Source organism: Vibrio sp. M60_M70, from assembly GCF_037162085.1.
In the GTDB taxonomy this organism is placed as follows: domain Bacteria; phylum Pseudomonadota; class Gammaproteobacteria; order Enterobacterales; family Vibrionaceae; genus Vibrio; species Vibrio diabolicus.
In genome coordinates, this window is the sequence record NZ_JARLUL010000003.1 from 15,816 (window position 1) to 29,391 (window position 13,576).

The following is a 13,576-nucleotide window of genomic DNA, read 5'->3' on the forward strand; positions in this document are numbered from 1 at the left end:
TTATCCCTCTACGACATCAAATGTCGCGCCTACATTTATTCTCTGCTAATCAGAGTGTTAAAAGGTGATTGGCCATGTTTTATCAGAAAAATTGCATCGTATTGCTGTTGTGGGAATAGGTTTCTGTGGACACAACGCAGTTAATTATTTAGCTACAGATTTAGCTGATGACGTCGAATTATGTTTTTTTGATACTGATTCTAGAATAATGAATAGCGATGAACGAGTAAAAAGATTCGCTATTGGTAGTGAAGTTTCCAATAGGCTGAGCACTGATGCTATTCCTCTTATTTGTGAATGGCTGAGCGAAACTACCACAATGACTGTTACGATGGTCACCACGCCGTTTGAATTTGAAGGCATGAAAAAATGCGACTGTCGCAGTTAGCACTGGATAGAGTTAATATTACGGCTTACTCAACTATTGTCGTTACTGACCAAAAGCTTTTATCAACTACTGGATACATCAACCTCGACTTTGCTGGTTTACGTACGGTACTGTATCAATCTGGCCCAACAGTTATTGGTTATGGCGAAGGCGTTGACGAAGACAGAATCCAGAAAGCAGTAGTGCCGCACTCGAAAGTCCGCACCTTGATGAGTTTGATATCAGTACAGCAAAGGCGGTACTTATCAATATAACCGCTGACCAATCACTTGGTTTGGAAGAAACACACAGTGTAGGCGAATTGCTTACTGATGAAACCCAAAGCGAAACTCCAATAATTATTGACAATGTTGTGGCGACTACAAGGCAAGACGAGGTCAAAATATATGCGAGATTCAGTGGTGTTCATTCTTTAGTACCAAACAACACAGTGCAACCGAGGGCGTTATGGAAGTAATCGCTGAAGAAAAAACAATGCATGAAATTAATGATGGCGATTATGTGCAGTACTAAATAGTGTCCAATCATCACCAACAACTATCTAATTCAATAATGAGGGTGATCAGTAGAGTGCAATTTCGCAGGGTAGATAACGTTACTATCCAAAATATATGCGCGGTAGATTTGGTATTTTTTTTCGAATACGGACTTGAAGAGGTAGATTTTTATAATCTTAATAATAAGTTAGCGCATATACAGGGCAGTTAAGCTTAACTATCTGCCTTCACCCTGATCACATAAATCGATGGTATACCGGGGTAGACAGCGTATTTCTCACAAAAGGTGATACGGAGCAACGTAGCATTATTAATGGTTTGATAGAAAGTAGGTGTATCTTAGTGGGTATGGTTCTGCTGACGAAATTAAACTAACAAACGATTATTACGTGGCAAGAGTATGATTAAATCGCATGGCCATATCTGAAAGATACTTGCTTATGCTTTTCAAGTTGTGATGTTGCAAAAGTATTGAAGAAAAATTCGAACACCATAATTCATTTGTAGCGCAGTGAGCACTCCTGCAAGGAAAATCACTTGGGGGAAGGCTTGGTGGCATTTAGTGCTTTATACCATAGAGTCTTATCATTCTCTCCTAGCTCTAGCCAGTGTGAAATCACATTGTTGGCGCTTGTTACTTTTAGAGCAACCACCTACTCAGCAGGTTAATGAATAATAACTAAGTGGTACGCAGTGGATTTTGTATTCTCTGCGACAAACCACCTTAATCATAGTCTCAATTTACATTTATGTTACCTTGTTTATCTTTTAAAAGCCGGCTCGATGGACTGAATATGAACACAACCTACTTTCCTAAACTACCAAACAGGATTGCAAATCCAATTGTCAGTCTTTATCTGCTTTTAGATGCGAAGAAAAAACATTGCAACTCTGTAGGTGAACAAGACTCGATCCTTGAGCTTCAGTTATACCTATAAAATATACGTCATCTTGCAAGGACAACGTACTCTGCATCCTTCACAATAAAAAAACCGACCGATGTTAGAGCAACTAATAAGAAAATTTTTCACTATATAGGCAGTTGGGTGCGATGGCTAAGCATTATGAATGGTCAGAAAACACTGAGACCCAAATGATGAAACAGGTAGAGCTCATTGTGAAAGTATTGTCGCGCGAAAATGCGCGTCTGAGTTATTAAGCGATGTCGCTATCGACATATCTGAACATTAATTCTCATTTAGAATCTGGAGATCTAAACATGGAACGATTGATTAATGAGTTACATTTCATTAATTCCCCCAAAGCTGTGGAAGCGGTTGAAGTGGACCTAGACAGCATCCCGAAGGAGTACCACGACTACACTGATATTATTATTGATAGTTTGCAGCCGCTGGCTAAGTCATCTCCAGACCTACGTGCAACCGTTTATGTTCAACAAGCATTGTCTGTTAACTTTATGCATTCAAGCTGCTCAGTCTTTATTTGTGTTGTTGGAAGCAGAAATGCCCTAGAATTAATTTTGAGTGGATTCCAATCTATATCAGGGGTAGATGCTCGCTACGGAGATTCAATTCTCACAAAGCAATCACGCCGCAAGCTCCACATAGAGGATGGTCTTGTTTGGCAACAGGAAGACGACGTGACTTGGTTTGCAAGTTCTTCAATCGGTGATATTGAAGAGTTTGATGGTAACTGCGATCAATATGATGAACAAAATTTTGAGCATTACCCAAGTAACGCTAAGGTTTATGAAGCCGGAGACTTGTTAAAAAATACAGTCAAAGCTAATGACTCCGAAATCGACAATGTTGTAAATACGGAGGATCTTGTAGCAACATTCTCTAAAGGTATTTATACCCGACATAGAGCGGCCCGAGCAGATGCAAGAGTTGGGTCGATTCGCACAACAATAGAAGATGTTTTTGGGCTGCCTGAGGGGTCAGTTAAGCTTTGTGATCCAGAAGGGAATTCATTACGCGCGGATGCAAGAATAGGCACACTCCGTCGACGTTGGGATAAGGATTAAATAATTCGGCTTTACAGCTCTAATCACCAATTTTTTGACTCATTGACGTTATAAAAACGCCAGCTAAATAGTTGGCGTCAGATTGATGACGAACCCCACCTTTTTAGGTGGGGTTCTTTTTTATAAGCGGCCGCGATCTCGATATTTTTCATTATGCGAAGTTTGGGAGTTCCCAGCACTTAAATTGGCATAAAGAAACTAAGATTTAGCCCTGTTTTGCGAAGATAGCTTACCACCAAGGCTATCTTCTTGATGTTTTGATCTTCAGCAGCCAGCCAACACTGCATTTGCACTTTGCTTAACCCGCGAAAGCGGGCATAACGGTGAGCATGGCAGGAGCATCATCACCCGTAGAGCCTATTTATTCCTGAGTCAATCACACCAAAACCCAGACGTACTTGTCAAAACGACATCACGTTGTCGCTGGCGTCTTTTCCCGTAACGACCGATATGTAAGAACCGGACATAATTTAAGGGGAAGAACTTTGATTTATGCATCTCTGTTAAACTGATGCTTAGATCGAAGACCAGATCTTTAAATGGCTAAGATCACACGACTTTTTGGGGTCACCTCGAGTAGAGAAACACATCACATCAATATTTATGTGACACAATTCAGGGGTGATTTGGCTGATTCACCTATATTATGTAATACTAAACCTAAATTATGTCTTAGATGAAAAACCATGAGCGAAGAACAATACTATTATCCTGTCGTCAGTGACCACCTGCCAAAACACATCAAGAAAGGTCATCAGTTGGTATTCAGCCGTCAGGATCTTTCAGCCAGAGAAGCTGATATGTTTGCGCTGATGGTTGCTCATATGAAAGCAGCTGACTGGGATACCAGAACACCACATTATGAATTCACTTCACACCAGTTATCAGAATGGTTAGGTGTTGAATCCAAACACATTGGCAGTAACTTAAGTCCGGTAGCTAATCGTCTGGCCAGCCGTAAAATCGGTATCAAGATCGAATCTAAAAAAGGGGATACAGAGTTCGATTATCGCCCTCTGTTTAAGCATATCGCCTATAAAAATGGTGTATTAACCATGGTTCCTAACGACATGCTTAAATCCGAATACATCGAGTACAATCAGGGTTTTGCGTTGATCAACACCCGTAATTTCTTCGATGTGAAAAAAGAGTACTCCAAACGTCTGTACGAACTCCTGAGCCGTTTTAAAGACAAAGGCTTTGAAATGCACCAACAAAAGCTCGACGAACTAAAAGGTGTTTTTGGCCTTCTTGATGAAGCCGGAAAACTTAAAAAGGATAAGACATCTTTTAAGAACAACAGTGTATTCATGAAACGCTGTATCCGTGAAAGCATTAAAGAGCTCTCTGAACACCCACAGATCCGCAAAGAACTGCTATTTCTCGAAAGCGATAGCGGAGAAAAAGGATTTGAAGTGATCAAGAAAGGCCGGACCATCACAGGGATTAAGTTTCTTTTCCGGTGGATAAAACTCGGCACTGTAGACGAACTCAACCAACATGACGCACTGAAAACAATTCGCGAACTTGAGCTAAAAAGACTTCAAAACGACATACGACTTTCGGACGCAGAGCTCGAGTCGCTGGCGATTGCTTATCGTTACATAGGGAAAGAAGAACAAGCACTTAAAGTGGAAGAGAGCTTATCGAAACGCCATCTTAAACAGCAAATAGAACAAGAAGAAGGCGCTCAGGATGAAGTTGACTCGCTACTCGATAAAATAGAAACCCTGTCAGAGATCAGTAACAACCCAGAGTATTAGCGGACATAATTTAGGTAATTAGATCGCATAGCGGACAGGAATCAGGCTTCACAAACAATATGAGACACATTTTAGGTATAAAAGAACGAGAGACACCTAAAATGTGATACTTAAAGGTTATCAACAACAAAAATTAGGTGCTGTAATCGAAGTGCTATATAAGCCATACTCAGTAAGTATCTGATTTAGCTTCTGGCTACCTAAATACTGTCATGTAAACACCTGAAAAACGATCATTAACACCTAAAATCTGTCATAAGCTCACCTGATAAATGATCAATTACACCTGAAATAAGATCATCAAAACCTAAATAGTGTTATTAAAACACCTAAAATAGGATCATAATTGTCATTTTTATTATTATTTATCAATCACTTATGTAACCTATAGATCTTATAGTTTAATAGATTTAATAGATTAAATAGATAGTTATAGATCTTTATAGCTGATGTGGATAACTGGAAAATCAAAGATTTACACAGTTAACCACAACAACAATTACATTTTTTTCTTGTTTTTATTTTCGATAGGTCATAATCTAGGCAGAGACACACCTTTTTTATGTCTGGGGTTGTTATAACATTTCTATATGAAAGGGAATTGCCATGGCCCACGATGCTTGCCTTAGAGTTTATTTCGATACGGACTAAAGGTGAAGCACCAAGCACGCTACGCGATTACATTAAGCAAAGAAGACAAAAGCTATATCTGTTGCTGGAAATGTTTAGCAGGAGACATATTTCGGCCAAGAACCGCAGCAATCACGATATGGTCAGATTTTTTAATGTAGTAAATCACATGATGTTTTAATGGAAAGCGGCAGTAACCAATTCCCAGCTCGGACATATCGATCCCAATTAACTCGTTGTTGGCCAACAGCGTCATTGAACGTTTTAGCTCCCCGAAATAACTAGTCCACTGCACACTACCCCAATTTTCAAGAGTGTAACGACGAATATCAACCAGGTCAGTTTGTGCGGCTGGCGACAGTTTATATTGTGCCATTAGTCAAACTTGCCCTGGTCCAAGTCGTTCATAAATGTTTCGCCATCGACCAAATCACCATTTGCGATATCTCTCTCAGCTTGTTCAAAGCGTGATCTCACCATCGCCATCTTCAAAGCTTCAAGTTGTTCGTACTCTTCACATGACATGACGACGGCCACCGGTGATCCATTTTTACTAATTTGTACAGGTTCTCGCTGTACTTTCATCAGTAAATCACCAAATTTGGTTTTTGCAGTGTTTGCGGTTAACGATTGCATAGTGTGCTCCTTTTTTGTTCATTATAAACGAATCATTCGATTCATACGAATCATTTGAAACGAATGGAGTGGATAGTTGTTCAGAAAGGTGTACCTTTATGGACAGTTGCGATACTGCATCACAAAACTGTTCACTTAGTCTTATAAATGTTTAGTGAACATGTACACTATTAGAATCACCTCTTAATGTTCACTTTTGGATGCAAATATGAATCTTGGCTATGCACGAGTCAGTACCGATGAACAAAATCTTGATGTTCAACTTTCCCAGCTAAAACAAATTGGCTGTGAGAAGATTTTCCAAGATAAAGCCAGTGGTAAATCTTCCGAACGTGAAGCATTGAACAAGTTAATCGACTTCGCTAGGGAAGGAGATGTAATTCACGTGACCAAGGTTGATCGAATTGCACGTAACACTATCGACGCATTAAAAATAGCCGATCAACTCGCAGGTAAAGGAGCTGGATTAGTTTTTCATGATCTCGGAGATTTGGACATCAATAGCGATGTTGGTCGAGTCATTTATACAACCATTTCCGCGTTCGCAGAAATGGAAAGAAAACGCATCTTACAGCGCTGTAATGAGGGTAGGGAGCGCGCAAGGGCTGAAGGGAGACATCTCGGCCGATTTCCTAATAAAACCTTACATACGCGTATACAAGAGCTCTTTGAACAAGGAATGAGTAAGCATGCGATTAGTAAAGAGCTGAGGTGCAGCCGAACCACGGTGTATAAGGTCCTTACTTAGTATTTTAAAATACTTACAAAAAGCTAGTTTACGAAAAGCTGAAACTTTGGGGCGGCTATGACTTCTATTTTTCACCAGGTAAAATTGAAAGAGGAAACATTTATCGGTCAAGCGTTTGGGATGCGAGAAATGCCTTTTATGACTCCTCTATTTTTCAGTCTGAATTAAATCTCACTGAAGTAATAGGAGAAAAACTGGATGCTTTAGGGGAGGCTATAGAAGGTAGAAATACCTTACTAGATAAAAAAGCTCGCTTCATTGGCGAGCTTTTTTATGTCCATTTTCCAATTTTAATTATTAGTCGTGGTCAGGAAAAAATTTAAATCTGTGAGAAAGACGTATTCAATGGATTGTTTTTCATCTATAAAAGACATAGCCATCCAAGAAGATTTCAATATTTATTTATGAACCATTGATACTGATAAGACAGCCTTGAAAGGTCGGAGGGTTTTAATTTTATTATAAACTGGCTATTATTGATTTGTTATTAATTTTATTTCATGAGAAACATAACCACACCGAACTTAACCAAAATTAAATCCAAGTTCGATGGTGACAAATACGATTTAAATAAACAACATTTTTCATTATATTTTAATGTCAAGATCGCCCTTGATATTCCTTCCATATTTGTCATGAGTATCAGCGTCAGGTTTTATTGATAGACGACTCATATCAATATCATCATCCACAAAAGAGACAAAAAAGGAATCCAATGAAAAGCCCGTTGTACTGGCAAGATGCAAGTAAATCATGAAAACAAAAAACGCACCCAACCCAATCATTGCTATAATAGAAAACAAAGACATAAATAAAACCCTCTAACATTAAGCATATATAATATATTAACACAAAAAGCTAAAAACCAAACTAATAGATGATTATCAAGTCTCATTATAGAACAGACCTAACCGAACAAAAAACGACCTCCTAAAACCTATAAAGCACCGAGAAATAAACATCATTCACTGGCAAGCCATAATTAATAAAAGTAAGGAAAATCCTGATAACCACAAAACATTTAAATATAAAAAATTATAGTACCAAAAACTATATTAAATAACCCCAGTACCAAAAACCACCAAAAATACACTAGTACCAAATACCTTACATTTTGGTACTTAACTTAGTAGAACCAAAAAGTATAGTTTTTGGTTACTACATTTGTTAAGGTAATATTTGATAAAATCAACTATTAGCGTAAGTGGTTAGGTTTGAGTATGCAGAAAGTGGCGGATGCTATCTATGATGAGATAGACGATTTGTATAGAAAAACCGATATATTGTTAGGCATGTGGATGAGGAGCGTGGCTGAGAGGGAGTTCAACCGTAACTACTCAGATGACAACAATCGAGAGTCAACACACTATGAGTTACAAATAGACTTTACAGGTATTAGTTTTAGAATTAGATGGATCGAGTTTCAGTTTGTAAAAAGTGGCAGTAAAACATTGCGACTTACTAAAGCAATCAATGCTCCTGAGAACGGCACTCATAAGTTATCGCAATTTAAAAAGGCAGAACAATGGGAACTACGTCTAATAGAAAAGCTCGAACCTGCATTTGGAACGATACGTCATCAATTGAAATATTTGGCTAAAGCACATAATTCAATTGTCTGGGCTGCGAAGGTTAATAAAACACCTTTGGAAGTTAAAAAAATAAAAGATCGTGTAGAGCGTAGTCATCGTTCTATCAAATCTATAAAGGAATCTATGAAAAGTTCAATGGATGCTTTCGAAGTTTCTTAAGGGATGTAAAAGGGTAGTTATTCATACCGTATTGTTAGAGTTAACTGAGCTGGATGTGACGGGGATAAAAGTAAGTTTAATTAAATAATTATTCATCTCAGAACCTGAGAACTATAAGTATCAGAGGTTCATATTTTCCCATTGTTTATATGTATACAGATATCTATCTCAATAGAATTTTACCCAACTGGGATTCACATTTTCTAAATTAAATTACCAAATATCAATCACATCACTCACTACTATTTGGTTTGCAATAAAACTTCACAATTGCCATTAATTAAAGGTGGTGTTACTTTCGAATAACAATATATTTAAGGTATTTAATAGTTGCTGAGTGTTTTTTATGAACAATCAAAAATTCATGGCTAATAGTACATTTCCCGCATAAATTTTCTTTTCCTGAAAAGAACTGTTCAAAAGTAACTGAGAAAAAATATTAGGTTTATGGTCAAAGATTCATAACTATTTTTGGTATGTAAACACGAATAAAGTGCAGAGTAGGCAGCTAGAAATATTGGGTCTAATATGGATTTAAATGACTCATTAATGGTTGTCGACTTCGAAGGTAATAATAGGTATTGGTAAAAATAAAGTTACATCACAGACAAGACCTCTGATTTCATTAAGACGGTTAGGAAACGGTATTTAACGAGTAAAATGAAAGTATGAAACCAATCCAAAGGGCTAGTTTGTTGTGAATTTTTTAAAATCAATGTACTCGTATCAGTGATGGCACTGTCGTTTAATCTGAATGCTGAGGTAACTAAGCTATCTGAGACTTCAAGTGATTTAGTCCTGATGGTCAGTCAATCACACACGTTAGGGCAGAATGATACCTTGTCCGGTGCTAATAAATACAACCTTGAGAAAATTAAGGTTGAAGCCGCTGAGTACGCGGGTTCAGTAGTGGAAAGTGAACTGGTTGTTAGTGACAACAAAATCACCAAGCAGCAGGTAAATATTCTCGCAGCTGGTTATGTTGAGGTATTAAACGCTGACCATAAACGAGTCATTAACTCTAGCGGGGATGTGGTTCTTACAACCCACGCAAAGGTCAAATTAGCAAAACAGGCCATTCAAGACGGACTAAACAAACTCAAAGTAGACTCTGTTCGATTGAAACGCATCAAAGAGCTTGAGAAGAAGAATGAGCAGCTACACCAAAAGCTGAAAAACCTTGTCTGGTTAACTAATCAAGAAACCGTCCGTCCCGACATTTTGGCAGAGCGAGAGCGCATACTAAAAAGCCTAGAGTCCAACCGAAACTCGACCAAAAAGCTGTTTACTGAAGGCAATGTGTTACACATAGCTAAAGCAACTGACCAAAAATACGATTGGGACAAGAAGGAAATTGACCTGCATGTATTAAACGCCATCAAATACAATACTAGCATCGCCCTTAAAGATGTGAATGTGGTGGAAGATGGTAACGGAAAATACACGCTAGAAATTCCTATTTCTTGGAGCGTAGATATTGAACCAGTTAAGAAAAAGCTACATGAGTATTTCAGCAAAAAGGACTTTGGCCGTTCGCATACCCCTAACACTTTAAAGCTGTTGTTAAACAAAAGCTCTAGCAGCTTATATGCACGTAAGCTCAAAGAGTATCTGTTTAGCCACCAAATTTTGATTGAAGTGGATTTAGGGCTAACCAAGTACTATCCAGCCTACGGTAGCTTTCCTGAAGAATATCGACAAATAAAAACGTATAAAGAAATTGGTAAAGCTAGCGAGAGTGGCTTTGATGGCAAGTACTACGATATTCAGTATAAGCCTAGTCGAAGTGAACGATTGACTATCAAGCATCTTACGGAAAACGACCTAAGTAAAATCACTGAGATAAAATCTAGGGTAGTGGTGTTGGACGAATCAAATAAGGTGTATCTATGAATGGCTTACAGATAGTAGCAACGCTGGCTATGGCCTGTGTGCCGGATACCGGAGTGATGAGTCATGATGCATTGATCGCGGAAGCTTTGGCTAAGGGAAACTTAGCTCAAAAACTGTCTAGTGTCGTTACTGCAAAAAGTACATACGAAAGCGGTAGTGAGGGCGACCAACTATCAGAAGTTATTGAGGTGCGTAGTCAATTAGAGCTGTCAGCCGTGAAGCATATGCACTCAGGATACTCGATTGTTCAAGGTGAACGCCAGTACTGCGTTGAAATAAAGATTTAGGAACCTCTAATTGATATGGCATTGTAGAGATAGAACAAGTTTTATTTAACTCCTGGCCTAAACAATAAGGAAAATAATTATGAATAAGACATTAACGGCACTGTTTGGGGCGATTCTACTGGCGGGTTGTTCTACTTCACCAAGCACAGCAAATTTGGTTCAGCAGCAACTTGAAACTGAGCAGCTTAGGAATGAGGCGGTACAGGCGAAAGCCGAAAAAGAATTAAGCCAAGTTCCCGAATGGGTAATCGCACCACCTAAAAATGATGATTTAGGTGTGTTCGCCGTTGGTATTGGCGAAAGTTACAAACTCAACAACGCCATCAAAAAATCTTCACTAGATGGTCAGTATGGTCTTGCTAAGGCGTTGAAACAAGAAGTGTCGGGTAACGAGCAAAGTTACAGCAAAGACACCGGAAACAGCCATACAGAGCAATATACGCAGCTTATCGACAGCCTAGTGGACTCTGTGCCTGTACATGGGTATGACGTAGTTGATCAAAAAATTGTAGTCCTGGATGGAAAGTACCACTCTTATACACTAATGCGCTTGACGTATGACCGTTTTAAGCAGTCTTTGAAAGAAAATGAATCATTACTTGGCAAGCAAGATGTAAAAGAGGCTTTCGCTGAATTAGAAAATCGTCTTGAGAAGCGTAAGTTAGTAAACTCCAATAGCTAGGAACTGTACGAACATAAAGACGCTCCAAATTGGCAATGCAGTCAGTTAAGCTGGCTGGCATTTTTCTTTTCATAATGGGATATTGCCTAGACCTGTCAGCGGTAGGGTTGCAAAAAACGGAGTGGTTGCCATTGAACAGCCAGTAAACTGAGTTGATTTGGTCAAACACCATCAAGTTAAGTGTGTGATTCATAGAGATGGTTTCAATTTTCTTAGCTGAAGATCGAGCTTGTAATTCTGTTCTTGAAACCGTTCTTTCTTGATCTGGTAGTTCTGAGATACCTCTTCAAACAAAGGAGTTTGTTCAGATATCTCAGTAACCCTGTCTATCGGGGTTAGTCCATTTAACGAGCTGTGGGGCCGTTCCCAGTTAGCTAGTAGCAGATCCAGTTCTTCCAGCCCCACAGAGGCATCTATGGTCGGATAGAACTCACTTTTATCTGTTTTCTGCGAGCGTTCCACTTTGCCATTCAAGTGAGGTGAGCCAGGCTTATTTGGGCGAAACTTGATCCCATAAATCATGAGTTGTTTCTGGACTTTCTCAGCAAAGAATTCACGCCCTCTGTCCGTCTGAATACGCTGGATAGGAAATGGCATCTCTTCCACGACACAATCGATAAAGTCGACTGTATTTGCTGCTGTGCGCCGAGAGTAGCACCTTAGAACCCGATAGCGAGAACAGTCATCAATAGCTGTATACTGGTAAATTCCAGGCGCTATTTTACAGGTGTCCATCTGGACTCTATCACCAGGAATTGGGCGCTCATATCTTTGGAAATCTTTTTTGCGTCGGTAAGTTACGATGGGTTTGACTGATGCTTCGGATAAAACTTTATGGAGTGTCGCGGTGCTTAGGTGTATTTGGTGAAGCCGGGTTAATTCCGTTTGTAAACGCCGCGCCCCTAAATTGCGTTTCTCACGCATCATAAGGATGAATGCTCTTAGCTCATCAGTGAGCTTGGTATCTGGAGATGAATGAGGGCGTCTGCTCTGACTTTCCAGACCAGCAATTCCACACTGCTTATATCGCTTAGCCCACTTGCGTAATGTTGGTCTGGAAATACCACAACGTCGACATACGAGGCCTGCATCACCACATTCCTCATACATTTTTACCCACTGTAGTCTTTGTTGGATTTCTCTGTCCATAGACACCCAGTATAGTTGAAAGGATGTCTATGAATCACACAAGTTAAGGTACAAGTTAAGGCCTTAAAAGTTGTAACTAACTATCTTTCAAAACGCATAAAAAATCCGATATCAGATAGCTAATATCGGATTCTTAAGTCTTTTAAAGATCGATCAAATGCTCTCGAAAATTTCTTAACAGATCGATATTGCCATCTAAGGAGCGTTTTTGTCATCTTTCTTAGTAAGCAGTTTATCACACCATGTAATAATTTTATCTGCTTTCAATGTCATTACACCGACAGCCATCATTGCAAAAATGTATATCCAAGCCATAACACTCATCCAGTTGGCCACGTTGTCACTGATCACGATGAAAAGCGCACTACATGAAAGTACAGTAAAAATAATTCGAAAAAGCATACAAGCCTCTTTGTCATTGGTTTTATCATCTAACGTACCATGAGATTTAAATTTCCAAACTGGATATCCACACATCAGGAAAAAATCGATAAAGTCGTTTTTATTGGTGTATGGATGCTACAAGCGCAGCGCATTAGCTTAATCATTTTTATTTGTAAAACTCACTCACTGGTTACACTGTCACTTGAATGAAATTTATGACTTTGTACTTCTCCCTGTAGTGTGGAATAAATGTCAAATCTCATGTATTCGTAAATATCTCCCAAATCATCTGCCGCTTTCTGGGAGAGTTTATACATGCAGTCGAGCCTTTCTTTTTGCTGCAATGTCTTTTGAAGACAAAGAGCACTCTCCACTTGCCTCGCCTTCATCAAGAGCTTTTCGCAGTAAGTCTTGTTGTTCAAGCAATCGTAATGTACTTCTCATCATTTCACTTGTTGTTCTACCTATGAAACTACTGTGTTAACTATTAACACTTATAGTATAAAGAAGACGATGACTAGATTACGCAGCCGAGATGCGACCTGGGTAATCATCATGGCTTACCAGTTAAAAGGGAATGGGTATACCTGGAATGCTACGGTAAAAAGCGCCCTACGTTCATTTACGGAATATTTGAAAGGAAATTATGGGATCAAGGATTTACGAAAAGTAGAGCGAGAGCATGTTCGTCATTTTCTCATCTCATCACTACAATGTTCGATTCGAACGTGGTGAGATCTCCGCAAATTAACATACATTTGGAGAAGAGCGAGGGCGTTTA

Annotated in this window: 16 protein-coding genes; 10 read left to right on the forward strand and 6 right to left on the reverse strand. The window is 39.1% G+C overall.

Annotation, left to right across the window (positions count from 1 at the left end):
- Positions 1-64 precede the first annotated feature (64 nt).
- The 5 genes from P4S59_RS24125 to P4S59_RS24140 all read left to right on the forward strand — a co-directional run bounded on the left by P4S59_RS24125 (position 65) and on the right by P4S59_RS24140 (position 4,635).
- Positions 65-388 carry a hypothetical protein gene (locus P4S59_RS24125; RefSeq protein ID WP_337169229.1) on the forward strand — a complete coding sequence of 108 codons (324 nt, stop codon included), beginning with the start codon at positions 65-67 and terminating at the stop codon, positions 386-388.
- On the forward strand, positions 370-642 hold the full coding sequence (locus P4S59_RS24130; protein ID WP_337169230.1) for a hypothetical protein: 273 nt from the start codon (positions 370-372) through the stop codon (positions 640-642). Before P4S59_RS24125 ends, P4S59_RS24130 begins: the two co-directional genes overlap by 19 nt.
- Positions 609-845, forward strand: a complete 237-nt coding sequence (locus P4S59_RS24455) for a hypothetical protein (protein ID WP_443089059.1) — start codon at positions 609-611, stop codon at positions 843-845. Before P4S59_RS24130 ends, P4S59_RS24455 begins: the two co-directional genes overlap by 34 nt.
- 1,259 nt (positions 846-2,104) lie before the next feature.
- Entirely contained in the window at positions 2,105-2,872 is a 768-nt protein-coding gene (locus P4S59_RS24135; protein WP_337169231.1) for a hypothetical protein, read from the forward strand.
- A gap of 686 nt (positions 2,873-3,558) precedes the next feature.
- Complete coding sequence (locus P4S59_RS24140; protein ID WP_337169232.1) at positions 3,559-4,635, forward strand: replication initiation protein; 1,077 nt, start codon at positions 3,559-3,561, stop codon at positions 4,633-4,635.
- Positions 4,636-5,338: 703 nt separating this feature from the next.
- Here the strand turns inward: P4S59_RS24140 and P4S59_RS24145 are convergent.
- Entirely contained in the window at positions 5,339-5,641 is a 303-nt protein-coding gene (locus tag P4S59_RS24145; RefSeq protein ID WP_337169233.1) for a type II toxin-antitoxin system RelE/ParE family toxin, read from the reverse strand.
- A complete protein-coding gene (locus P4S59_RS24150) occupies positions 5,641-5,901 on the reverse strand; it encodes a type II toxin-antitoxin system Phd/YefM family antitoxin (RefSeq protein WP_025589569.1) in 261 nt (86 codons plus the stop codon). The genes P4S59_RS24145 and P4S59_RS24150 overlap by 1 nt, the downstream gene beginning before the upstream one ends.
- Positions 5,902-6,109: 208 nt before the next feature.
- Between P4S59_RS24150 and P4S59_RS24155 the strand changes: the two genes are divergently transcribed.
- Complete coding sequence (locus P4S59_RS24155) at positions 6,110-6,649, forward strand: recombinase family protein (protein ID WP_337169234.1); 540 nt, start codon at positions 6,110-6,112, stop codon at positions 6,647-6,649.
- A gap of 587 nt (positions 6,650-7,236) precedes the next feature.
- Here P4S59_RS24155 and P4S59_RS24160 read toward each other — a convergent pair.
- Complete coding sequence (locus P4S59_RS24160; protein WP_337169235.1) at positions 7,237-7,458, reverse strand: hypothetical protein; 222 nt, start codon at positions 7,456-7,458, stop codon at positions 7,237-7,239.
- A 411-nt stretch (positions 7,459-7,869) separates the two neighbouring features.
- On the opposite strand from P4S59_RS24160, the gene mobI reads away from it, so the two are divergent.
- The 4 genes from mobI (at position 7,870) to P4S59_RS24180 (ending at position 11,262) form a co-directional block, all read left to right on the forward strand.
- A complete protein-coding gene (mobI, locus tag P4S59_RS24165; protein ID WP_337169236.1) occupies positions 7,870-8,400 on the forward strand; it encodes a conjugative transfer protein MobI(A/C) in 531 nt (176 codons plus the stop codon).
- Positions 8,401-9,132: 732 nt separating this feature from the next.
- A complete protein-coding gene (locus P4S59_RS24170; protein ID WP_337169237.1) occupies positions 9,133-10,293 on the forward strand; it encodes a hypothetical protein in 1,161 nt (386 codons plus the stop codon).
- A complete protein-coding gene (locus P4S59_RS24175; RefSeq protein ID WP_337169238.1) occupies positions 10,290-10,580 on the forward strand; it encodes a hypothetical protein in 291 nt (96 codons plus the stop codon). The genes P4S59_RS24170 and P4S59_RS24175 overlap by 4 nt, the downstream gene beginning before the upstream one ends.
- Positions 10,581-10,659: 79 nt before the next feature.
- A complete protein-coding gene (locus P4S59_RS24180) occupies positions 10,660-11,262 on the forward strand; it encodes a hypothetical protein (protein ID WP_337169239.1) in 603 nt (200 codons plus the stop codon).
- Positions 11,263-11,451: 189 nt separating this feature from the next.
- Here P4S59_RS24180 and P4S59_RS24185 read toward each other — a convergent pair whose 3' ends face one another.
- From P4S59_RS24185 to P4S59_RS24195, 3 genes are all read right to left on the reverse strand, one after another.
- Complete coding sequence (locus P4S59_RS24185; protein ID WP_337169240.1) at positions 11,452-12,411, reverse strand: IS481 family transposase; 960 nt, start codon at positions 12,409-12,411, stop codon at positions 11,452-11,454.
- Between the two features lie 195 nt (positions 12,412-12,606).
- A complete protein-coding gene (locus P4S59_RS24190) occupies positions 12,607-12,813 on the reverse strand; it encodes a hypothetical protein (protein WP_025589582.1) in 207 nt (68 codons plus the stop codon).
- A 291-nt stretch (positions 12,814-13,104) separates the two neighbouring features.
- Positions 13,105-13,263, reverse strand: coding sequence for a ribbon-helix-helix domain-containing protein (locus P4S59_RS24195; protein ID WP_337169255.1), 159 nt, complete (start codon positions 13,261-13,263; stop codon positions 13,105-13,107).
- Positions 13,264-13,576 lie beyond the last annotated feature (313 nt).